Raw genomic sequence first — 22,982 nt, 5'->3', positions numbered from 1 at the left:
GTGGCTCAGTGCATCGCGACGCCGGCGGTGTCGCCGCTCGGCAGGTCGCTGGCCTTCGCCTTGATCGCGAACAGAGCGACCAGCAGCGCGACCCCGGCGAGCGCCGCGCCCACGATGAAGCCGTGCGAGATCCCCTGGGTCAGCACCGAGTTGGCGGCGTCGGTGCCCGGCGGGAAGTCGTTGTGCTCCTTGAAGTAGCCCAGCTGTTCCGGTGTGGCGCTCTGCATGAACGCGGGCAGTTGCGCCTTGAACTCGGGCACGGCGTAGTGCGCGAAGACCGTGGTCAGGATCGAGAGGCCGAGCGAACCCCCGATCTGCTGCATCGAGTTGAGCAGTCCGGATGCGGCGCCGGTCTCCTCACCGGGGACACCCGCGACGGCGAGCAGCATCACCGGGACGAAGATCAGACCCATGCCGAAGCCGAAGATCACCGTGGGGGCGAGCACGCCGTCCAGGTAGCCGCTGTCCTTGTGGAGCTGGGTCAGCCAGGTGAGGCCGACGGTGACCAGCAGCGCGCCGCCCACCATGAACGGCTTCGGGCCGTACTTGGCCTGCAGGTTGGACGCGATCTGTGCGGCGATGATGATCGACACGCTGATCGGCAGGAACGACACGCCCGCCTTGAGCGGGCTGTACCCGAGCGGCCCCTGCACGAACAGGACGACGTAGAAGAAGATGCCGAACATGGCCGCGGCCAGGCAGAGCATCATCACCAGGCCGCCGGTGCGGTTGCGGTTGGCGAACAGGTGCAGCGGGGTGATCGGCTGGTCGGTGCGCCGCTCGATCACGAAGAACGCGGCCAGCAGGATCGCACCGCCGACGAAGGAGCCGATGGTGAGGCCGTCCGACCAGCCGTAGTTCGGGTTGGCGGCCCGGATGAAGCCGTAGACCAGGCCGACCAGGCCGAGCGTCGAGGTGAAGGCACCGGGCAGGTCGAAGCGGCCGGGGTGGCGCTCGGACTCGGCGATGTAGCGCGGCGCGGCGATCGCGATCAGGACGGCGATCGGCACGTTGACGAAGAAGACCCAGCGCCAGTTCAGGTACTCGGTGAGCACGCCGCCGGCCAGCAGGCCGATCGCGGCGCCCGAACCGGCCACCGCCGAGAAGACGCCGAACGCCTTGTTGCGCTCCGGTCCCTCCTCGAAGTTGGTGGCGATCAGGGCGAAGGCGGTCGGCGAACAGATCGCGCCACCGATGCCCTGGAGCGCGCGGGCGGCCAGCAGCAGGCCGCTGTCCTGGGCGAAGCCGCCCAGCAGCGAGGCCAGGCCGAACAGCAGGGTGCCGAAGATGAACACCCGGCGGCGGCCGAGGATGTCGCCGGCCCGACCGCCGAGCAGCAGCAGTCCGCCGAAGGTCAGCGTGTAGGCGTTGATGACCCACGACAGGTCGGTGGTCGAGAAGTTCAGCGCGTCCTTGATGTGCGGCAGCGCGATGTTCACGATGGTCGCGTCGAGCACCACCATGAGCTGGGTGGCCGCGATGACGGCCAGGGTGATGCCCTTCCCCCGGCTCTGTCCGCCCTTCGGCGGTGAGTTCTTGCTGAGCGTGTCGGAGATAGCCACGAATGTGCCCCCTGCTGGCTATGTGCTTGGGTGCTTGGCGCTCGGGTGCGCCGGCTGTTCTGGGTGTTGTGGTACATGGGTCTGCCGCGGATCCGCTGGCCCGAACGTGCTGCTGCGCGATGGCGCAGCCTAGGAAGGAACGGTGCCGTTCACTAATCTGGACGATATCCTGGGCTCGATAGTGAACGCAAGCGTTCCTTAAGGATGGTGTTGATGGATCGGTTGATGCGGCGCCTGTCGGTGGACCGGGCGGCCGGGGTGCCGGCGGATCCTGCCGTGGCGGCGGAGCCCGGCGTGCCTCTGACGGCGCCGGGAGCGCCGGAGGCTTCGGGCGCTCCGGCTGCTTCGGCTGCTCCCGGCACGGATTCCGAGCCCCGCTGTCCGGTGCGGGCCGCTCGGGAGGCGCTGGCGCGACCGGTGCGGCGTCGGGGGAAGGAGTTGGAGACGGCGATCTTCGAGGCCGCGCTCGACCAGCTCACCTCCGGCGGTTACGCGCGACTGACGATGGAGGGCGTCGCCGCTGCGGCGCGGACCGGGAAGGCCGCGCTCTACCGGCGCTGGGCGTCCAAGGTCGAACTCGTCATCGACGCCCTGGACTCCACTCTCCCACGCCCTCACGGCGTCCCCGATCTCGGGTCCGCCCGCGCCGAGTTGCTGCAGCTCATCGGGCTGTTCACGGACGCGATCGGCTCCCGCACGGGTGCCGCCCTACATGCGCTGATGGCCGAGCTCTCCCAGCAGCAGGCCCAGGTGTTCAAGGACTTCATCGTGCAGCGGGTGATCGGGCCGACCAAGGACACCATCCTGGACATCCTCCGCCGCGGCGTCGAGCGCGGCGACGTCCGGCCCGACGCGGTCTCCCCACTCGTCGCCGACGTGCTCCCGGCGATGCTGCTGTTCCAGATGAAGGTCCTCGACGGAGGGGTTGCCCCCGACTTCGCGGTCCGGCTGGTGGACGACGTGCTGGTCCCGATGATCCGCCAGCCGTAGCGGGGCCCGGAACGGTCGCGCCGGTCGCGCCGGTCGTACCGGGCGGGCGGAGGGCTTCCGGAGGCGCCGGTGGGCGTCCCGTGGGCGTCGGTGGGCGTCCGTGGGCGGGCTTAGGCTGGAGACTGCCCCATCGGAGCGGGCCGCCTTGCCTCCCCGGGTCGCCTTGCCCAACCGGCTGTCCTGCTCGACGGGGCTGCTTCGCCGAACGGAGTCCGTGATGCCCATCGTCCCGCCGACGCACTCCGTCGAACGCTCGCTGCGCCGGGCGGGCGCCAAGGTCGTGGTCGGGCTGGACGAAGTGGGTCGCGGCGCCTGGGCCGGACCGGTCACCGTGGGTGCGGCCGTCACCGGCCTACGCCGGGCGCCGGAGGGGCTCACCGATTCCAAACTGCTCACCGAGCTGCGCCGCGAGGCCCTCGCGCCGGTGCTCGCCGACTGGGTCACCGCATACGCGCTCGGTCACGCCTCACCGCAGGAGTGCGACGACCTCGGCATGACGGCGGCGCTGCGGCTGGCCGCCATCCGCGCGCTGGAGGCGCTGCCGGTCGTGCCCGACGCGGTGATCCTGGACGGCAAGCACGACTACCTCGGCGGCCCCTGGCGGGTGCGCACGGTGATCAAGGGCGACCAGTCCTGCATCTGCGTCTCCGCAGCCTCGGTGATCGCCAAGGTCCACCGCGACGGACTGATGGCCGAACTGGGCGAGGCGTGCCCGGAGTACGGCTTCGCGGACAATGCCGGATATCCGTCCCCGGTGCACCGCGCCGCGCTGGAGGAGTTCGGCCCCACCGGGCACCACCGGCTCTCCTGGGCGTACTTGGACGCACTGCCGAAGTGGCGCCATCTGAAGCGCGGTCGGGACGTCGTGGGCGCTGACGGGGGATCCGCCGACGAACAGTTGACGCTCGGTTTCTGACAGTCCGTCTGAATTGCCCCGGGTGGCGATCGGGGCGCCCGATGCCCAATGGGTGGGGTGCCCGTGCGCCTCCGATCGGCATTTGATAGATATCCGGGTATGCCTGTCTTCCCCGAGGAGCCGGAGATTCACGAGAGCCTCCCGGGCCCCGGCGTTCCCTTCCCCCACGAGTCGGACGCACAAGCCCTCCACGCGCCTGCCACCGGCGGCGCACCTGCCACCGCACCCACCACCGCTGCCGCGCCGCTTCCGGTGCCCGGCCCGCGTCCGGCACCGCCCCGTGCCGACCGCCCGGGCCCGCCGCGTCCGATCCCCAAGCCCGGTCCGGCACCGCGCCGGCCGGCCCCCGCCGTGCCGCAGGTCGAGGTCCAGCGCATCGCCGCCGCCCCGGCCCAGGCGCTGGAGCGCGCCGACGACGCGGTCGACCTGCTGTTGGACTCGGGCCGCAACCCGGGCGACATCCTGGTGCTGACCGTCGGTGAGGCGCACCCCTGGCAGCAGCACGAGCTCTCCTTCGGTGAGGAGCGTTACTGGGCGCAGCTCACCGAGGGCGGGGACGTGTTCTACGCGGACGCCGCGCTGACCCGGCCGGTCCGCCGCGAGGTGGTCGTCCTAGTGGTCAACGGCGGTTCGGCCGCCCGGGCTGCCGAGGCGTACAGCGAGGCGCTCGGCCGCGCGACCGCGCTGCTGGTGGTCTGCGGGGAGGCCGGCCCGGCCGCGACGGCGGCGGCCGGAGCCGCACCGGGGCGCCCGGTCAAGGCCTGACCAGAGGTCCAGCAGTCGTCTTCGCCTTCCGGGCCCGGTGCGGTACGGCACCGGGCCCGGAGTCCGTCCGCGGTGCCGTACGGTGCCGGTGCGGCTCAGAGCGTGCCGGTGCGGCGACCCGGTTCGACGGCCGTGACCCGCGCCGTGATCCACGGGGGCTCGGACTGCTGGGAGCGCTGCGGAGCGTCGACCCGTTTGGCCTGTTCGGCCGCCTGCTGCCGGGCGCGCTGGCTGCGCGGGGCGTCGTCGAGCACCGACCGCGGCGGCAGCTCCGTTACGGTGTGCACCGGTCCGTCCGCCCACGAGCCCGCGTGCGGATTGCGCCCGCTCCGTCCGTCGCCGAGGATCTGCCAGCCCGCCGGGGTGAGTCCGATGTACGAGCCGCAGCGCAGCCCGTGCAGCCCGGCCGCGTCCCGCAGTGCCCACATCCAGGCGCCGTCCTGCTCCGTCCAGCCGGGCGCGCCGTCGCGACAGCGCAGCAGCACGGCCGTCCGGGTCGGCGCGGGCAGTCGGAGATCGTGAGGGATGATCCGACGCAGGTGTGCCAGCAGGGCGTTCCGGTGCTGCCAGCCATCGGTGTCGTGCGGCCAGGGCGTGAACGAGGCCGAGGCGGCGAGGTGGTGGAGCGCGTCCAGGACCGCCACCACGACCGTGCCCGGCTGAGGCAGGTGACGCTGGTGCAGTTCCAGGACGAACTCGCGCGGATCGCGCAGCAACGGGATCCCCGAGGCGGTCCAGGTCTCCAGGTCCAGCAGCCGTCTGGGCGCCGAACTCCCGGAGAGGGGATGTTGACCTCGGCCGATACCGTTGATCACGATCCTCCTTCCTGGCCCGTGGGCAGGGGGGTGCCTGGGTACGCCGAAGCGTGGGTCCAGCGGACCGGGTTTCGGGTACCTCCCAATTCTCGGGGCAACGGGGCCGGAGCGGCAATGATGAAATGACGAACGCCATCCGATAGCCCATGTTCTGCCGGATATGTTCCACGGCGACCCGAACGCGCTTCAGGTGGTGCCCGGCCTTGATCCACGCTGCGCGAAGCGCACGGCGAACCGTCATCGGCATGGTGGGCACTCCTTTCTCGGGTCGGGTCTCCGGTGTGATCGAAATCGCCCTGGCGGCTCCTTTCTGTTGGGTCGTTCGAGTGAAGGCGGGTGTGTACGGGGCGGCCTCGCCGCCCGCTCACCCCTGCACGGCCAGCACCAGCGGCAGCACCGCGCCGGCTCCCGCCCGGCGCAGCAGCCGGGCGGCCACGGTGACCGTCCACCCCGAGTCCACGAGGTCGTCCACCAGCAGCACCGGTCCGCCGGCGGCAGCCACCGCCTGCTCCAGCTCCGGCGGCAGGACCAGGGCCCCGGCCAGCGAGTGCAGCCGCTGGGCACTGTTGCTGCGGGCCCCGTGCGGGGGCCGCCCACCGGCGTACTCGATCCGGCCGAGCAGCGGCAGCCGCCCGATCTCGGCGATCCGAGCGCCGAGGCTGCCGACCAGCTGGGGGCGGATCGCGGAGGCCATGGTCACCACGCCGACCGGCCGCTCCAGCCGGACGCCCTCCGCCGTCGCGGGCCCGGCCCAACCGCCGGGGCCGCGCGCCCAGTCGGCCAGCACCGCCACCAGCGCGTCCACCGCCTCGCCGGGCACCGGCACGTCCGGCGCCTGCTCGGCGAGCAGGGTGCGCAGCCGGTTGCCCCAGCCGATGTCGGACAGCCGGCCGAGCGCCCGGCCGGTCTCCGCCTGCTCGCCCGCCGGGATCCGGCCCTTCAGCGGCACCCCGAGCGCGTCCATCCCGGTGGGCCAGAGCCGGCGCGGCTCGAAGCTCACGCCAGGGCGGCCGAGCGCGGCCCGGGCCGCGGCCAGCGTCGCGTCGGAGACCTCCGGGGTGTGCAGCGGCCCCGCGCAGTTGTCGCACCGCCCGCACGGCGCGGCCTGCTCGTCGTCCAGCTGACGGCGCAGGAACTCCATCCGGCAGCCGGTGGCCGCGGCGTAGTCGCGCATCGCCCGCTGCTCCGCCTCCCGGGAGGCGGCGACCTTGGCGTAGCGGGCGGTGTCGTACTCCCAGCTCTGCCCGGTGGCCGTCCAGCCGCCCTTGACCCGGCGGACGGCGCCGTCCACGTCCAGCACCTTGAGCATGGTCTCCAACCGGGCGCGGCGCAGGTCCACCCTGGGCTCCAGGGCGGCGGTGGAGAGCGGGCGGCCGGCCTCGGCGAGCGCGTCGATGGTGCGGCGCACCTGCTCCTCCGGCGGGAAGGCGAGCGAGGCGAAGTAGCGCCAGATCGCCTCGTCCTCGCGCCCGGGCAGCAGCAGCACCTCGGCGCGGTCCACACCGCGCCCGGCCCGGCCGACCTGCTGGTAGTAGGCGATCGGCGAACTCGGCGAGCCCAGGTGGACGACGAATCCGAGGTCGGGCTTGTCGAAGCCCATGCCGAGCGCGGAGGTGGCGACCAGCGCCTTGACCCGGTTGGCCAGCAGGTCGGCCTCGGCGGTGCGGCGCTCGGCGTCCTCGGTGCGGCCGGAGTAGGAGGCCACCGGGAAGCCGCGCTCGCGCAGGAAGGCGGTCACCTCCTCGGCGGCGGCCACCGTCAGGGTGTAGACGATGCCCGAGCCGGGGAGCCGGTCGAGGTGATCGGCCAGCCAGGCGAGCCGGTGCGCCGGATCGGGCAGGGCGAGCACGCCCAGGGTGAGGCTCTCCCGGTCGAGCGGACCGCGCAGCACCAGGGCGTGCTCGTCGGTGGTGCCGGTGCCGAGCTGTTCGGCGACGTCCGCGGTGACTCGGGCGTTGGCGGTGGCGGTGGTGGCGAGCACCGGGACGCCGGGCGGCAGGTCGGCGAGCATGGTGCGCAGCCGGCGGTAGTCGGGCCGGAAGTCATGGCCCCAGTCGGAGATGCAGTGGGCCTCGTCGACCACCAGCAGTCCGGTGGACGCGGCGAGCTTCGGCAGCACCTGGTCGCGGAAGTCCGGGTTGTTCAGCCGCTCGGGGCTGACCAGCAGGACGTCGACCTTTCCGGCGGCGACCTCGGCCTGGATCTCCTCCCACTCCTCGGTGTTGGCCGAGTTGATGGTGCGGGCGTGGATGCCGGCCCGGGCCGCCGACTCGACCTGGTTGCGCATCAGGGCGAGCAGGGGCGAGACGATCACCGTCGGCCCGGCACCGCTGGCGCGGAGCAGGGCGGTGGCGATGAAGTAGACCGCGGACTTCCCCCAGCCGGTGCGCTGGACGACCAGTGCGCGGCGGTGGTCGACCACGAGGGCCTCGATGGCCGTCCACTGGTCCTCGCGCAGGCCGGCGGAGGGGCCGGCCAGCTCGCGCAGGACGGCCTCGGCCCGCGCCCGGACCTCGGCGCGGTCGGCGGTGGCGGTGGTGTGGATGTCGGGCTGCTTCATGGCGTCGATGTAACCCCATGCCGCCGACAAGGGGCGAATGCGGGCGGGGCGGTGTAGCGGAAGACGGAGTGGATTTCATGTGCTGATCCGCTGAACGGCTGTCAAATTCCACTCTCCGGAGTGAGTTTCACGTGCTCCGAATGGGCGAAGGAAAATTCGGATGCCGAGTTATCCACAGGAAAAAAGAAAATTCCGGGGTCGCAGTCGGACAGCGCCCATTCTTGCGGCCATGAACGCGATGAACAACGAACACGTCATCCTGTCCCTCGGCCCGGCTTCCGAGCAGCGGCCGGTCGTCATGCGCGGTCCGGCCGACATGGCCGAACTGTTGCCCTACCTCCTGGGGTTCTACCCCGACGACAGCATCGTCGCGGTCGGCCTCCAGGGCCCCGACCTGCACCAGGGCGGGGTCATCCGGGCGGACCTCCCGGTCTCGCCCGCGGAGTGGCCCGCCGCGGCGGAGGAGACGGCAGCCTTGCTGGTCGCCCTCTCCGAGCGGCACGGTGGCCGGCCGCTCCAGGTGCTCCTCTACCTCTGCCAGGATCCCGGCACGGCGCACGCACCGCCGCCGGTGGAGGACCTGCGGCCGCTGGCCGACCACCTGCGCGCGGCCTTCGGGCGCAGGGGAGTGGCGGTCAAGGAGTCGCTGTGCGTCTCGGACGACCGCTGGTGGTCCTTCCTCTGCCGCCGGGAGGGGTGCTGCGATCCGGCGGGCACCCCGGTGCGACGCGGGCCCGATCCGGGCCCGGCGGCCGCCGCCGCGACGGTGGCCGGCCTGGTGCCGCGTGGCAGCCGGAAGGCGATCGTCGCCGGACTGGCCCCGGTCGGCCCGCCGGAGGACGGCGCGCAGCGCGAGGCGCTCGTCCGCGCCGAGCCCGTCGCGGGGGCCGTCTCCCGGGAGGAGGGCCTGGAACTGCTGGAGCAGGCCTTCGCCGAGTTCGCGGCCGGCGCTCGGGAACTCGACGAGGAGCGGACGGCGCGGCTGCTGTTCGCCCTGCGGGACCGCCTGACCCGGGACCGCGGCGTCGAGTACGTCCGGCCCGCCGAGCTCGCCCCCGCGGAACGCCTCTGGCGCTTCCTCGCCCGGCGCGCCGTGCCGCCGTACGAGGGCTGTGCGGTGGCCCCGCTCACCCTGCTGGCCTGGTCCTCCTGGGTCGCCGGGGACACGGCCACCGCCCGGGTGGTGCTCGGCCACGTGCTGCGGCTCTCTCCGGACTACCTGCTGGCCGAGTTGCTGTACGAGTCGATGAACGACGGCATGACGCCCGGGGCGTTGCTGGTCGCCGTCGAGGCCCAGCGTCGACGGCGCGAGGAGCGCGCGGCCGCCGTACGGCCCGAGCCCGAGGCCGAGGCCGAGCCCGGGCCCGCGATGGGCGGCGAGTCAGGGCCGCCTGGGCCTGGTCAGGCCCCGGCCGGCGGGCGCCGACGTCGGCGGGGTGGCCGGTGGAAGGGCGTGTCCACGGCGTCGGCCCGGGCCGATCGCGGTTCCGGCTGTCCTGCCAGCCCCGGCTGCCAGGACAGCCCCACCAGCGCTGGCAGCCCGAGCAGTCCCGGCCGTCCCTCCGATCCCGGTGAGCCGAGGCCGGAGGGGAGCGGTTCCGAACCGGTCGCCCTGCTCCCGGCGCCCGGCTGCGGCCCGACGCCCGGGGTGCGGCCCACTCGGGGCGTGCGGCTCGGCCGGGTGGGAGCCTGTGCCTCCGCCGCCGCCCGGTCCGGCACCGGGCTCCACCGGTGCCGGGGCTCCCGGCGGGCGGCGAGAGGAGCCCGTCGTGCCGACTGAACCGCTCGCCGTTCCACCGATCGGAAGGCCGCTACGCCTCGCCGTGCGCCATCTTGATCAGCCGGTCCAGCACCTTGCCGCCGCTCACCCGCAGACCGTCGTGCTCCCACTCGTTGGTGATCCAGGTCCGCAGGCCGCGCACCGCGCGAGCGGTCTCCAGCGAGTCGGCGGTGTCCACGTACATGTCGTCGTGGTAGACCGCCGCCACGACGGGCACGGTGTTGGCGGCCAGTCGCGCCGGGTCGTAGAGGTCGGGCCAGTCGGTGCGGGCGGCGAGCAGGTCCGCGGTCTCCTTCAGCGGGCGCAGCGCCGGGTCGGTGTCGAACATCCAGGGGTAGATCATTTCCCCGGTGAACAGCACCGGCGCGCCGGTCTCCAGCGCCGCCCGGGCGTCGAACTCCGGGAACTCCTTGCGGACCCGCTCGGCCGACCAGTCGGTGCCGCCCTGGTCCACTGAACGCTGGCCGTAGATCGACTCGTGCAGCACGGCGTACAGCGGGCCCTCGGCGAAGGAGAGCTTGGCCTGGACACCGGCCAGGAAGGTGTCGGAGAGCTCGGCCCCGGCCGGGCCCTCCACCCAGGCCTCCTCCAGCAGGTAGTGGAGGGCGCCGGAGCCGTTGCCGCCGCCGAGCATCAGTCCGAGCACCTGGAAGGCCTCGACGGTGAGCAGCCCGCCGTCCGGCAGGGTGGCGGGGGTGTCGGCGAGGTGGGCGACGATCCGCCGCACGGCCTCGACGTCCTGCGGGAAGCGCGCGTAGTGGTCCTCGTTCTTGCGGACGACGCGCGGGTAGGCGGCGCGGTAGACGTCGTCGGCCGAACTGCCGAGGCCGGAGAGGCCGCCGGTGATGAAGGCCTCGGCCAGGCCTTCGGGAGCGAACGAGAGGTAGGTGAGGGTGCAGAAGCCGCCGAAGCTCTGGCCCAGGACACTCCAGCGCTTGTCGGCGCCGAGCAGCCGGTGGCGGATCAGCTCGGCGTCCCGAACGATCGAGTCCGCGCGGAAGTTGGCCAGGTAGTCCGCCTGCGCCTGCGGGCCGCCGCGCCGGGCGAGGGTCTGCCGGGTCGCCGGCGTGGACCGCCCCGTGCCGCGCTGGTCGAGCAGCAGCACTCGGTAGTCGTCCAGGGCGCGCTCCAGCCAGGTGTCCCGGCCGAGCGGGCGGGCGGCCTTGCCGCCGGGCCCGCCCTGGAGGAAGAGCAGCCAGGGCAGGTCGTCCCGCTCGCGGCCGGAGGCCACCACCTCGCGGGCGTACACCTCGATCTGCTCGCCCTCCGGGGAGGCGTGGTCGAGCGGGACCCGAAAGACGTGGTCGGTCGTGACAATCCCGGGCAGTCGGCTGATGGTGGACATGCAACTCCTCGGTCTTTGCTGGTCACAGCGGTTGCGTCGCGGTTCTCGGGGTCACCGGGTGCGGGCGCCGCGACCCCCGCACCGTATCCTGGCGCGGTCGAGCGCGGGTTCGACCGCCCCCGTTCACCGGACCGGGCAGCCGGCCACCGCCAGGCCCGGCCCGAGCGGTGCCGGAGCCGGACCCAGGACACGGACGCGCCAGGGGGCGGGGCGAAGCCCTCTGCGCCGACCCGGCGGAGGCGGCACGACCGCCCGGCGGGCCGAGCACGACCAGCAGCGGCCACGGCGGGCGTGACCTGGCGGCGGTGTGCGGCGTTCACCTCTGGGGGCCCTGCGCCCGGACGGTGTCCGACCGCAGCCCGTTTTCCGGGGCCGTCCGGCGGCGCGGACCGGCCGAGCGCGACTGACAGCCGGTCGGGTGCGGGCCACGGCCGCAAGACGTCACGGGCAGGGCGCCACCGACGGGCCGGGGCGCCGGACCTGACGAGGTGTCGGGCACGATGACGTGCCCGACACGAGAGGCGCGGCGCGCCGGTACCGGCCCGGTACCGGCGCGCCGCATGGCACGGCCCACCACCGGGTACGGCCAGACACGGCACACCCGCTGACGGGGCGAGTCCCGCCGGCCAGGCACCATCAGCACGCGAACGAGCATGCTCGCGGCCCACCGGCCTCACCGGCCGCCGGACCGCCGAGGGGAGGAGAGTCCGGTGACCGCCATGAGGCCACTGCAGGCCATGCCGGCCGAGAGCGTGGTCGGCGCGCCCAGACCGGTCAGCCGTACCGATCAGGGGCCGGCGTCCGGGCCGGCGGGCGCCCCCGCCGGCCCCGGACGGCCCATGGCCCCGCCGCGCCCCCAGCCCCCGGCCGCCCACCACGCCCTGCTCTGCGTCAACGCCCCCGCGATGGCCGCCTCCGGCCCGGACGGCCAGCTGCGCGGCCACGGCCTGCACGGCTTCTACCGCAACGGCGTCCGGGTGCTGGCCCGGATGGAACTGCGGCTGGGCGGCATGGAGCCGCTACCGCTCCAGGGCACCCTGACCAGCGCCGCCCAGGCCCGCTTCCTCGGCGCCGTCCGCGTCCCTGGCGACCTCGACCCGGATCCGGCGCTCACGGTCGAGCGGCTGCGCCACGCGGACGGCGTGGAGACCGTCACCGTGCGCAACACCGGCGCCCGGCCGGCCCGGCTTCCACTGGAGATCGCCCTCGGCACCGACCTCGGCCCGGTCGCCGAGATCGCCGCCGGACACCGCCCGCCCGACCTGCCCGGCCAGGTGCAGTCCGCCGGGTTGCGCTGGTCCGGCCCGGTGCACAGTGCCGTGGTCAGCGCCAAGCCCTCCCCGCACGCCGTCCTGGCCGGAGCCGGGGTGCTCCGCTGGGACCTGGAGGTCCAGCCCGGCGCCCGTTGGTCGGTCGAACTGCGCGCCGAACTCGAGAGCGCTCCCGGCGGTCCGCGCCCGCCCGGCGGGCGCGGCACGGGCGTCCCGCTGCCCTGGGCCGAACCGGAGGTGCGCAGCGACGACCCGCGCGCCGCGCTGCTGGTCGACCGCTCCCTGGACGCCCTCGGCGGCCTGCTGTTCGCCGACCCGGATCGCCCGACCGACCTCTACCCGGCCTCCGGCGCGCCCTGGCGTTTCGGTCTCGCCCCGGCCGACGCGCTCTGGGCGGCCCGGCTGACCCTCCCGCTCGGCACCCGGCTCGCGGCCGGCACCCTGCGCGCGCTGGTCCGCCGCCAGCAGCTCACCCCCGCCCCGGGCCGCACCGAGGGCCTGCTGCCCGGCGCGCTGCGGCACGGCGGCCCCGAACTGCCGCCCACCTGCACGGCCACCGAGGCCACCCTGCTTTTCGTCACCGTGCTGGCCGAGGCCTGGCGTTGGGGCCTGCCCCGGGCGGAGGTCGCCGAGCTGCTCCCAGCCGCGGAACGAGCCCTGGCCGCGCTGCGCGAAGGCCTGGTCGACGGCTTCGTCACCGATCTGAGCCGTCCGGCGGAGGACCGGGCCGCCCAGCCGGTGGCCGCCCGCGCCGAGGTCCAGGCACAGGCCCACCGCGCCGCGCTGCACGGCGCCGAACTCCTGGAGGCCTTCGCCAGGCCGGGCGCCGGGGAATGGCGGAGTTGGGCCGCGGAGCTGCGCGGGCGCTTCCGCCGGCAGTTCTGGATCGACGACCTCTCGGGCGGCCGCCCCGCCGCCGGACTGGCCCCGGGCGGCCAGCCGCTGCCAGCCGTCGCCTCCTCCCTGGTGCACCTGCTCGACACCGGGCTCGCCGCCGACGGCGGCCGACACGAGAGCCTGCTGGATCGCGAACAGACCCGGTTGTTCGCCCAGCGCCTGGTCGCGCCCGAACTGGACAGCGGCTGGGGGCTGCGGACGCTCAGCGTCAAGTCCCCCCGCTTCAACCCCCTGGGCCACCGCGGCGGCGCGGTGCGGATCCACGAGACGGCGCTGGCGATCGCCGGACTCTCCGAGGCCGGCCACGAGAACGAGGCCGGCACCCTGCTGGAGGGCCTGCTCGCCGCCTCCGCCCACTTCGAGGGACGGCTGCCCGAGATGTACGCCGGGGAACAGCGCACCCCCGGCTGCCCACCGGTACCGCACCCCGCCGCCTGCCGCCCGGCGGCGGTCTCCGCGGCCGGAGCCGTTCACGCCGTGTTCGCGCTCGCCGGAGTCCGGCCCGACGTCCCGGGCGGCCGCGTCCTGGTCCGCCCGGCCAGCACCGCCCCGCTCGGCGAACTCGAACTGACCGGCCTGCGGGTGGCGGGCGAGCCCTTCTCGGTGCGGGTGAGCCGGATCGGGGTGGCGATGGTCGAGGAGGCCTCCACGGAGCTGCAACTGGTCGCCCACTGACACTGGGGGCCCGGCAGCATCCGCCGCACCGGGCCCGCGGCACCCCGGCTTGCCGGTGCCCCCGTCAGCGCGCCGCTCCGTCAGCGCGCCGCCGGGTCCGTGGCTGCCCGTGCGCGAACCGTGCCGGGCGGCCACGGTCACCGGTGCTGCGCGCTCCGTGTACGGGCCTGTGCTTATCGTCAAAGAGACGACTATGATCGTCGCCATGTCGCGCTACGATCCGTCGGCCTTCCCCCCGTTCGCTGTCACGGTTGACCTGGTGGTTCTGACGGTGCGCGACCACTCGCTCTGCGCCCTGCTGGTCAGACGCGGCGAACCGCCCTTCCAGGGGTACTGGGCACTGCCCGGCGGCTTCGTCCGCCCGGACGAGGGCCTGGCCGAAGCGGCCTCCCGCGAGCTGGCCGAGGAGACCGGCCTGCGCGCCCACTCCGCACCCGGCCACGAGGCGGTCGGCCCCGGAGCGGCCGGTGCCCACCTGGAGCAGCTCGCCACCTACGGCCACCCGCAGCGCGACCCCCGGATGCGCGTGGTCAGCGTCGCCTACCTGGTGCTCGCCCCCGACCTCCCGACCCCCCGGGCCGGCGGCGACGCCAGCAGCGCCCGTTGGGCCCCGGTCAGCGAGCTGCTCGGCGAGAGCCCGGCCGACGGAGTCCCGCTCGCCTTCGACCACGGTCTGATCCTCGCCGACGGTGTGGAACGCGCCCGTTCCAAGATCGAGTACTCCTCCCTGGCCACCGCCTTCTGCCCGACCGAGTTCACCGTGGGCGAGCTGCGCCGCGTTTACGAGGCCGTCTGGGGCGTCGCCCTCGACCCGCGCAACTTCCACCGCAAGGTGACCGGCACCCCCGGGTTCCTCCTCCCCTCCGGTGGCACGACCACCCGACAGGGCGGTCGCCCGGCCCAGCTCTTCACCGCCGGAGGCGCGACCGTCCTCAACCCGCCCATGCTCCGCCCCGACTCCTGAGCGCTCCGGCCCCGGTTCCGCCCGCACCCGCCTCCGCCAGGCCCGCCAGGCCCCGGACCCGCCTACGCCCGCGGCGGCCGAACGGCCCCGGCCCGGAGGCCGACGCGGTGGCACCGGCGCACAGTGACGTTGGACGCTTCGGTCACCGGGCCGAAGGCCTTGGGACCTGGGAGCCGCGATGACCACCGACAACGACTGTGCCAGACAGCGAGACCTCATCGAGCGCCAGGTGGCGGAGTTCAAGAACCTCAGCGCGACCGTCACCGGAACCGAGAAGCAGCTGGCCGCCCTGAAGGCCGCGCACGCAGACCCGGCCACGATCGCCTCCGTGCAGGAGACGCTGAGCGCCGAGGAGGAACAGCTGGCCGTGATCGCCGCCGAGGGCAAGGCCGCCGTCGAGGAGTTCCAGGGAGAGTGCGTCGGTCAGCCGCTGCCGCCGGGTGCCGCGGCATTCCTCCAGACCGCGCCTCCGGCCTCCGACCGGAGGCCCGACCGCCTCCGGAGTGCGCCCGCCCCGTGAATCGCAGGATCGGATTGTCCCCTGATCGGGTGAGGTGGGCGGGCGTTGGGCCCGTGGCGGTTCGATAATGCCCGGAATCGGCGGTGCTGACCCCTAATGTGCTGGCGTCGAGCAGGTCGGCCGAGGGCATGGGAGTAGCCAGCGATGATCCAGATCACCGGACTGACCAAGATCCATCGCAAGGGCGCACCGCCCGCCGTGCTCGATCTGACCTTCGACGCCCGGCCGGGCATGGTGACCGTGCTGCTCGGTGACGAGGGGGCCGGCAAGTCCACCGCGCTGCGGCTGATGCTCGAACTCGAACGCGGCCAGGGCGTCACACTCTTCGACGGCCGCCCCTACCGCCGGATCCGCCGCCCCGAGCGCGAGGTCGGTGTGCTGCTGCCCGGGCCGGGGGAGGGCGTCGCGGCGGTGGCCGGGAACCCGGGGCGCAAGGCGCGCGGTCACCTGCGAATGCTTGCCGCAGCCGTCGGCGTCCCCGTACGGCGGGCCGACGAGCTGCTGGAGCAGACCCGGCTGGCCGCCGTCGCCGAGCAGCGGCTGCGCACCTTCTCGCCGGGCATGCACCGCCGGCTCTCGCTGGCCGCCGCGCTGCTCGGCGATCCCGGCACGCTGCTGCTGGACGCGCCCACCGAGGGCCTGTCCCCGCGCAACGTCGAGTGGTTCCATTCCTTCCTGCGCTCCTTCGCCGTCGCGGGCGGAACGGTGTTGGTGACCACCCGCACCCCGCGGGAGGCGGCGCAGCTCGCGGACCGGGTGGTCACTCTGGACCGCGGCCTTCTGGTGGCCGACCAGCCGGTCGCGGAGTTCTGCCGGACCAGGCTCAGCCCCGAAGTGGCCGTCCGGGGGCCGCAGATGACCCGGCTGTCCGACCTGTTGGTCAGCCAGGGCGCCGAGGTGCGCCCGGACGGCGGCGCGGGTCTCGCGGTGGCGGGCATCGACCGCACCGAGATCGGTGAACTCGCCTACCGCCACGGGATCCTGCTGCACGAACTCGCCGACCGGGTGGTCGAGCAGCCGGCGCCCCGGGCCGCCGTGCCGGCCGCCTCCGGACGCTCCGGCCGCCTCCGCCTCAAGCCGGGATCCGAGTCGGCCCACGGTCCGGCCCACGATCCGGCCCCTGAGCGGGCCCACGAGCCTGCCCACGAGTCGCCCCCCGAGGCCGCGCAGCCGAGCCCGGCGTCGAGCCCCGAGCCGAGCCCCGAACCGGGCCGCCAAGCGACCCTCCCCGAACCCACCGTCCCCGAATTCACCGTCCCCGAGCCCGCCGCGAAGGGCCGCCCCCGGGACCGCGCGGCGGTCCGGCCCACCCGCGCGCTGCCGGTCGCCACCGTGAGGGCAGCCCTGCCCGCCCTTGCCGCGGCCACCACCTCGCAGGCGGAGCCCGCCCCTACCTCCGCCGCCCCCGCCGTCGCTGTCGACCGGCTCTTCCGCAACCAGCTGACCCCCGGCGCCCGCCCCACCGCGGCCGCCGACCCCGTCGGCACCGATCCCGTCCGCATCGACCCCGTTCGTACCGAGCCCGAGCCTCCGCGCCACCGCGAGAGCGCTGCCGACCTGCTCACCGACGACACCGTCCGCCTCGGCCGGGTCACCACCAGCAAGGCCCCCGCCACCCCCGACGACCACCGGAGCGAGTGAACCGTGCGTGTCCTGGCCTACGAGCTGCGCCGCCTGCGCGGCCTGCGTTCCACCTGGTTGCTGCTCGCCGCCGTCCTGCTCTGCGACGCCGTCGTGGCCGCTCTCCTGGCGAGCCAGGCCCCGGCCGGTCCGCTGGCCGCTCCGGCCGGGGTGCGGCTGCTGACCGCCGCCATCCCGCTGATCCCGCTGCCCTTCGCGGCCCTCGGGGCCGGAGCGCTGGGCGCGCTCTCGTACGGGCACGAGGTGCGTCACCCGGGGCTCGCGGCCTCCCAGGTGACGTACTCGCGCCGGGTGCGCCTGCTGCTGGCCAAGCTGTTGCTGGTCGGCCCGGTGGCGGCGCTGCTGGCGCTGGGCACCCTGCTGGTCGACACGGTGGTCGTGCACCTCGCGCTGCCGGACGGGGTGACGGTGGCGGCCTGGTCGGACTCCGGCGCGCTGTCCGACCGGGTGTCCGAGGCGCTGGGCGCCGTCGGGCTGAGTGTTCCGGCCGACCTGCCGGGCGTCTTCGCCCCGTTGGCGCTGGTGCTGGGGCACGGCGTGCCGGCCGCGCTGCTGGCCTTCGTCCTGCTGACCGTGGTGGCCGCCTGGACCGGTGTGCTGACCGCCTCGCTGACCCGCAGCGCCGCCACCGGGGTGCTCCTGCTGTGTGCGCTGCCGCCGCTGCTGGAGTCGGGCGTCGCCCTGCTGCTGCGCCGGACCGGCCGTCCCTGGCCGACCAGGGCGGCGGAGCTGCTGCCCTTCCAGTCCGGCATCGAGTGGGCCTACGGCTGGGTGTACGGCGGAGCCCGTGAGGCGGCAGCCGGGAGCGCGGCGTTGACTGACCCGGCGCTGCTGGCGGCGGTCGCGGCCCCCGCGGCGGCCCTGCTGCTGGCCGCCCTGCTCCTCCAGGTCCGGCGCCGCTCGCTCTAGACCCGTCCAGGTCCGGCGCCGCTTTCTCCTACCTCCCGCTCCGACCGGACCCGCCGTCACTCGTGCAGGGGCCCGCCGCGTCTCGCGCCGGGCCCCTGCCGTGCGTTCCAGCGCCCGCCGTGGCGTGTTCCTCGGCCCGCCGCCCGGACCGCGTGCCCGCTTCGAAGCACCAAGATCGACCAGTGACGACCGTATTGGGCGGTTCTTCCTGATATGAAGTCAATTATCCAGTCACGGTCGATCACCCTTTCGTGTGCTTTTCACGAGAATTCTCAAGCTGCGCCTGCCGATCGCCGACAAAGGAGGCGTGAGTACCCTTGCGCACCCCACCATGACCCCCGCCCGTTCCGCCGAAGGGCCGATCCACGGCCCCGGCGATCCGGACCGCTTCTCGTACGCCGACCGGCCGACCCCGCCGGCGCCCCGCTGGGAGGGCGCCGAGTCCGACATCGGCCGGGTCGGCCGCAAGACCACCAGCAGCCGCGGGCGCGGTCTGCACGGTCAGCTGGTCCAGCAGCTCGGCCAGATGATCGTCTCCGGCGACCTGGGCGCCGACCGTCCGCTCGTGCCCGAGGAGATCGGCCAGCGGTTCGAGGTGTCCCGGACCGTCGTCCGCGAGTCGCTGCGCGTGCTGGAGGCCAAGGGCCTGGTCAGCGCCCGCCCGAACGTCGGCACCCGGGTCCGCCCGGTCGGCGACTGGAACCTGCTGGACCCGGACATCATCGAATGGCGCGCCTTCGGTCCGCAGCGGGACGAACAGCGCAGGGAGCTGTTCGAGCTCCGCTGGGCGATCGAGCCGCTGGCCGCCCGCCTCGCGGCCGGCCACGGCCGGGAGGACGTCCAGCAGCGGCTGGTCGAGCTGGTCGAGATCATGGGCCACGCCGCCGCCCAGGCCGACCTGTCCACCTACACCCGGGCCGACGCCGAGCTGCACGGGCTGGTCCTGCAGATGGCCGGCAACCGGATGCTGGAGCACCTGTCCGGGATCGTCTCCTGCGCGCTGCAGGTCTCGGGCGGTCCGGCGATCTCCTGCGAGCGGCCCTCCGAGTCCTCGGTCAGCCTCCACGCCCGGCTGGTGGACGCGCTGGGTGCCGGCGACGGCACCGCGGGCGAGGCCGCGATGCGGGCGCTGCTCACCGTTCACCCCGAGCTGGAGCCCTCCGTCCCCGCGCCCCGGGAGCACTGAGCGGGCTGTTCTCGGCGAGCGGGCGCGCGGGGCGCGGTCCGTTCCACAAGGGCCCTCCGGTCGCACCGCGCGGCGCAGCCGGAGGGCCTCCGCACAGCGGCGACCGCCCGGGGGCCCCGGCCGACGGCGGCAGCGAGGCAGCGCCGGCGAGTTGAGCCACGAAGCGGTGGACGCCGCGAAGAGGTGGAGCCACGAATCGGCGACGCCACGAAGCGGAGCCGCGCCCCGCGGCACCGCCCGGAGCAGTCACCCCGAACAGGCCGACCCGCTCATGACAACCGACTCCGCCGCGAGTGCGCGATGATGGATCCCGGCCCCGTGGCCGCGGGCGCCGAGCGGTGTGACCCGCGACACGAAGGCCATGCGTAACACTTGACGAGTAGCAGCGATGTGTCCTGAGCGGAAGCAGCTCCGGAATACTCCAACATGTCAGAATGCTGTGTTGGTCCGCGGCGCTGCTGCCGTCCTGCAAACCCAGTCCTCAAGCCCGAGTCGGTCGGAATCGACACCGCGCGTCCGACGCGCGATCTCCTTCCCCGCCCGCTCGGGCGGCCGGTACGGGTTCGAGTCCACTCATCGTCCGAGAGGTTGTTCGTGTCGGCCAGCACATCCCGTTCGCTTCCCCCCGAGATCGCCGAGTCCGCGGCTCTGCTGGCGCTCATCGAGCGGGGCAAGGCCCAGGGGCAGATCGCCGGTGACGACGTGCGCCAGGCGTTCGAGGCGGACCAGATCCCGGTCACCAAGTGGAAGAACGTCATGCGCAGCCTCAACCAGGTGCTGATTGAGGAGGGGGTGGACCTCATGGTCAGCGCGGCCGAACCGGCCGGCGCCAAGCGCAAGAGCGTTGCTGCCAAGAGCCCCACCAAGCGCACCGCCACCAAGGCTGTCACCACCCGGACCCCGGCCGCTCCGTCGGCCCCGACCAAGCCGCCCGTGCGGATCGCCCCCGGCGCTCCTGTCGCGGCTCCGGCCGTCGCGGCCGCCGCCGCGGCGCCCGCCCCCATCGTGTCCGCGGACATCACCGTCGAGGAGACGGCCGGCGTCGTCACCGAGGTGAAGTCGGTCGCGGCGAAGAAGGCCGCCCCGGCCAAGAAGGCCGCGGCCAAGAAGACCGCCGCGCCGGCCAAGAAGGCCGCCGCCAAGAAGACCACCACCGCCAAGGCCGCCAAGGGCGGCGACGAGGAGCTGCTCGGCGACGAGGAGCTGCTCGAGGACGTCGCGCTGCCCGGCGACAAGGCCGAGGCCGAGGCGGGCCCGGAGGAGGAGTCGGAGGGCTTCGTCCTCTCCGATGACGACGAGGACGACGCGCCGGCCCAGCAGGTCGCCGTCGCCGGTGCCACCGCCGACCCGGTCAAGGACTACCTGAAGCAGATCGGCAAGGTCCCGCTGCTCAACGCCGAGCAGGAGGTCGAGCTCGCCAAGCGCATCGAGGCCGGCCTGTTCGCCGAGGACAAGCTCTCGGCCGCCGACAAGCTCGCCCCCAAGCTCAAGCGCGAGCTGGAGATCATCGCCGAGGACGGCCGCCGGGCCAAGAACCACCTGCTGGAGGCCAACCTCCGTCTGGTGGTCTCGCTGGCCAAGCGCTACACCGGCCGCGGCATGCTGTTCCTGGACCTGATCCAGGAGGGCAACCTCGGTCTGATCCGTGCGGTCGAGAAGTTCGACTACACCAAGGGCTACAAGTTCTCGACCTACGCCACCTGGTGGATCCGCCAGGCGATCACCCGCGCCATGGCCGACCAGGCCCGCACCATCCGCATCCCGGTGCACATGGTCGAGGTCATCAACAAGCTGGCCCGCGTCCAGCGCCAGATGCTCCAGGACCTGGGTCGCGAGCCCACCCCGGAGGAGCTGGCCAAGGAACTCGACATGACCCCCGAGAAGGTCATCGAGGTCCAGAAGTACGGCCGCGAGCCGATCTCGCTGCACACCCCGCTGGGCGAGGACGGCGACAGCGAGTTCGGTGACCTGATCGAGGACTCCGAGGCGGTCGTCCCGGCCGACGCGGTCTCCTTCACCCTGCTCCAGGAGCAGCTGCACTCGGTGCTGGACACCCTGTCCGAGCGCGAGGCCGGCGTGGTCTCGATGCGCTTCGGCCTGACGGACGGTCAGCCGAAGACCCTCGACGAGATCGGCAAGGTGTACGGGGTCACCCGTGAGCGCATCCGCCAGATCGAGTCGAAGACCATGTCGAAGTTGCGCCACCCGTCGCGCTCCCAGGTGCTCCGCGACTACCTGGACTGATCGACGGCAGTACGCGACGAAGGCCCGGAACCGCACGGTTCCGGGCCTTCGGGCCGTTCGGGGGCGGTGCGTCAGCGTCTGGGTGGCGCTTGTCGCTCGTCCGGGTGGCGGCGCACCGGGAAGTGGTCGCGCAGTGTAGTTGCTCGCCTACGCTTTGCCGGTTGCCTGCTGCCGAGCCTTGTGGAGTCACGGTGCTGACCGACCCGGACCGAGCCGACCTGCCGACCCCCGCCCCGTGCCGGGCCGCCCCGACCGCCCGGGCCACCGTTCCGCGCACGGCCCGTCGGGGCCGCCTCCGGCGTCGGGGCGCCCTGCTGGCGCTGCTCGCCGCCGTCCCGCTGGTCGCCCTCGGCACGGCCGGCCCGGCCGAGGCGCAGCGCAGGGTTGTCGGTGGGGGCAGCGTGAGCACCGTCGACCACCCCTGGATCGTGGCGCTGGCCAGCCGCCAGCAGTTCGGCAGCGGACGCTCCGGCCAGTTCTGCGGCGGCGCGCTGGTCACCCCGACGAAGGTGGTGACGGCCGCGCACTGCTTCTACGACGAGGCCAAGGGCCGGGTGGACCGGCCCGGCCTGAAGGTGATCGTCGGCCGGGACGACATGCGCGGCTCAGCCGGCCGAGAGGTGGCCGTCCAGCGGATCTGGATCCACCCCGACTACGACTTCGCCGCGAACATGAACGACGTGGCGGTACTCACGCTCGCCGAGTCCCAGGGCTCCCGGCCGGTGGTCGAGCTGGTCGGCCAGGGCGAGAGCGGACCGTACGCGGCGGGGACGAGGGCCCAGGTCTACGGCTGGGGCGACACCAGCGGGCGGGGTGACTACTCGCCGGTGCTGCGCGGGGTGGACGTGCCGATCGTCCCGGACCAGACCTGTGCGCACGCCTACCCCGGCGGGCCGGACGGCAAGTTCGACGCCCGGGGCATGGTCTGCGCGGGCGAGGAGAAGGGCGGCAAGGACGCCTGCCAGGGCGACAGCGGTGGCCCGCTGATCGTGGCCGGACGGCTGGCCGGACTGGTGTCCTGGGGGACGGGCTGCGCCGAGGCTGCCCACCCGGGTGTCTACACCCGGATGTCCTCGGTCACGGACGCGGTGCACTCGGCGCTCTGAACCATCGCCGTGGGTGATGGCGTCATGACGTTCTGACGTCGCTTCGGTTCCCGGTGGTCGCCGCCGCGCCCGGGCCGGGCGAACGTGGGAGAACCGTCCGGAGAACAGCGGAGCCGGGTGGCCGACCCTCGACGGGGTCGACCACCCGGCTCCCCGGTCGCGCGTGGTGCGCGACCGGACACAGCTCGTCGCCGGCCGGTGGGGCGCCTGTGATCAGCGCTCGTCGTCGGCGGCCGTCGCGGTGGTGCTGGTGGTGAGACGGCCGCTCTCGTCCTGTATCTCCACGGCGATCTTCTTGAGCTCGGGCTCGAACTTCCGGCCGTGGTGGGCGCAGAAGAGCAGCTCTCCGCCGCTGGCGAGTACGACGCGCAGGTAGGCCTGGGCGCCGCAGCGGTCGCAGCGGTCAGCCGCGGTGAGCGGGCTCGCAGGTGTCAGAACAGTAGTCACGTCGCCTCTTCTCTAGCTCGACGAGCTGTCGTACCAGGCTCAACATCCAACCAGGCCGAAAACGTTCCCGCTCGTGGCTTTTCTTCTCTGAGGATTCTGCTGTGTTGATGAGGACGTGCCCCGGGCACCGGTGGTTCATGCGTGCCGGATCCCGGGAGCCACCCATCGCTCGAACGTCCGATCGGGGCGGGGTTCGAGGTCCGCGTAGCATAATCCTCTGCCGGGTTGGAGCATAAGCCCCGTCCCGAGCCCCGGTAGCCTGCATAACGGCAGTTCCGGAGCCTGTACCGGACCCCACGATCCGCCAGGACCGGTGGTACCGGGAGGAGATGGCGCCCCCGGGACCCACACCCGGATGCGGTCCTTGTTCGCGCAGCGCGTACAAGCTG

At 73.7% G+C, this 22,982-nt stretch carries 17 protein-coding genes; 12 read left to right on the top strand and 5 right to left on the bottom strand.

Features of this window, described 5'->3' with window-relative positions; all coding sequences use genetic code 11:
* Positions 1-5 precede the first annotated feature (5 nt).
* A complete protein-coding gene (locus O1G21_RS13390; RefSeq protein WP_333493454.1) occupies positions 6-1,562 on the bottom strand; it encodes an MFS transporter in 1,557 nt (518 codons plus the stop codon).
* A 438-nt stretch (positions 1,563-2,000) separates the two neighbouring features.
* Between O1G21_RS13390 and O1G21_RS13385 the strand changes: the two genes are divergently transcribed.
* From O1G21_RS13385 to O1G21_RS41765, 3 genes are all read left to right on the top strand, one after another.
* Entirely contained in the window at positions 2,001-2,552 is a 552-nt protein-coding gene (locus O1G21_RS13385; protein ID WP_270143611.1) for a TetR-like C-terminal domain-containing protein, read from the top strand.
* Between the two features lie 217 nt (positions 2,553-2,769).
* Positions 2,770-3,468 (top strand): ribonuclease HII, encoded by a 699-nt coding sequence (locus O1G21_RS13380; RefSeq protein ID WP_270143609.1) that lies wholly within the window; start codon positions 2,770-2,772, stop codon positions 3,466-3,468.
* Positions 3,469-3,567: 99 nt separating this feature from the next.
* Positions 3,568-4,233 (top strand): hypothetical protein, encoded by a 666-nt coding sequence (locus O1G21_RS41765; RefSeq protein WP_270143606.1) that lies wholly within the window; start codon positions 3,568-3,570, stop codon positions 4,231-4,233.
* Positions 4,234-4,328: 95 nt separating this feature from the next.
* On the opposite strand, the gene O1G21_RS13370 is transcribed toward O1G21_RS41765, so the two are convergent.
* Both O1G21_RS13370 and O1G21_RS13365 read right to left on the bottom strand, forming a co-directional pair.
* A complete protein-coding gene (locus O1G21_RS13370; RefSeq protein ID WP_270143603.1) occupies positions 4,329-5,048 on the bottom strand; it encodes a hypothetical protein in 720 nt (239 codons plus the stop codon).
* A gap of 364 nt (positions 5,049-5,412) precedes the next feature.
* The gene (locus tag O1G21_RS13365) at positions 5,413-7,608 is read right to left on the bottom strand and encodes a RecQ family ATP-dependent DNA helicase (RefSeq protein ID WP_270143601.1); all 2,196 of its coding nucleotides are present in this window, start codon (positions 7,606-7,608) and stop codon (positions 5,413-5,415) included.
* A gap of 229 nt (positions 7,609-7,837) precedes the next feature.
* Here O1G21_RS13365 and O1G21_RS13360 point away from each other — a divergent pair, with 229 nt between their 5' ends.
* A complete protein-coding gene (locus tag O1G21_RS13360; protein WP_270143600.1) occupies positions 7,838-9,388 on the top strand; it encodes a DUF4192 domain-containing protein in 1,551 nt (516 codons plus the stop codon).
* A 31-nt stretch (positions 9,389-9,419) separates the two neighbouring features.
* Here the strand turns inward: O1G21_RS13360 and O1G21_RS13355 are convergent, their stop codons facing one another.
* Positions 9,420-10,733: an alpha/beta fold hydrolase gene (locus O1G21_RS13355; protein WP_270143598.1), complete on the bottom strand. Its 1,314-nt coding sequence runs from the start codon at positions 10,731-10,733 to the stop codon at positions 9,420-9,422.
* Positions 10,734-11,452: 719 nt separating this feature from the next.
* On the opposite strand from O1G21_RS13355, the gene O1G21_RS13350 reads away from it, so the two are divergent.
* The 8 genes from O1G21_RS13350 to O1G21_RS13315 all read left to right on the top strand — a co-directional run bounded on the left by O1G21_RS13350 (position 11,453) and on the right by O1G21_RS13315 (position 22,146).
* Positions 11,453-13,576, top strand: coding sequence for an amylo-alpha-1,6-glucosidase (locus tag O1G21_RS13350; protein ID WP_333493555.1), 2,124 nt, complete (start codon positions 11,453-11,455; stop codon positions 13,574-13,576).
* A gap of 205 nt (positions 13,577-13,781) precedes the next feature.
* Positions 13,782-14,540: an NUDIX hydrolase gene (locus tag O1G21_RS13345; protein WP_270143596.1), complete on the top strand. Its 759-nt coding sequence runs from the start codon at positions 13,782-13,784 to the stop codon at positions 14,538-14,540.
* 178 nt (positions 14,541-14,718) lie between these two features.
* Positions 14,719-15,060, top strand: coding sequence for a hypothetical protein (locus O1G21_RS13340; protein ID WP_270143594.1), 342 nt, complete (start codon positions 14,719-14,721; stop codon positions 15,058-15,060).
* 144 nt (positions 15,061-15,204) lie between these two features.
* The gene (locus O1G21_RS13335) at positions 15,205-16,701 is read left to right on the top strand and encodes an ATP-binding cassette domain-containing protein (protein WP_270143592.1); all 1,497 of its coding nucleotides are present in this window, start codon (positions 15,205-15,207) and stop codon (positions 16,699-16,701) included.
* A 3-nt stretch (positions 16,702-16,704) separates the two neighbouring features.
* Positions 16,705-17,610 (top strand): hypothetical protein, encoded by a 906-nt coding sequence (locus tag O1G21_RS13330; protein WP_270143590.1) that lies wholly within the window; start codon positions 16,705-16,707, stop codon positions 17,608-17,610.
* 253 nt (positions 17,611-17,863) lie between these two features.
* Complete coding sequence (locus O1G21_RS13325) at positions 17,864-18,796, top strand: FadR/GntR family transcriptional regulator (RefSeq protein ID WP_270143588.1); 933 nt, start codon at positions 17,864-17,866, stop codon at positions 18,794-18,796.
* Positions 18,797-19,384: 588 nt separating this feature from the next.
* Positions 19,385-21,040: an RNA polymerase sigma factor gene (locus O1G21_RS13320; protein ID WP_270143585.1), complete on the top strand. Its 1,656-nt coding sequence runs from the start codon at positions 19,385-19,387 to the stop codon at positions 21,038-21,040.
* Between the two features lie 191 nt (positions 21,041-21,231).
* A complete protein-coding gene (locus O1G21_RS13315; RefSeq protein ID WP_333493452.1) occupies positions 21,232-22,146 on the top strand; it encodes a S1 family peptidase in 915 nt (304 codons plus the stop codon).
* 213 nt (positions 22,147-22,359) lie between these two features.
* Here the strand turns inward: O1G21_RS13315 and O1G21_RS13310 are convergent, their stop codons facing one another.
* A complete protein-coding gene (locus O1G21_RS13310; protein ID WP_270143583.1) occupies positions 22,360-22,593 on the bottom strand; it encodes a DUF7455 domain-containing protein in 234 nt (77 codons plus the stop codon).
* Positions 22,594-22,982: the final 389 nt, after the last annotated feature.

The sequence above is a fragment of the Kitasatospora cathayae genome, from assembly GCF_027627435.1.
Classification (GTDB): domain Bacteria; phylum Actinomycetota; class Actinomycetes; order Streptomycetales; family Streptomycetaceae; genus Kitasatospora; species Kitasatospora cathayae.
This window is presented reverse-complemented; position numbering and strand designations above follow the sequence as displayed.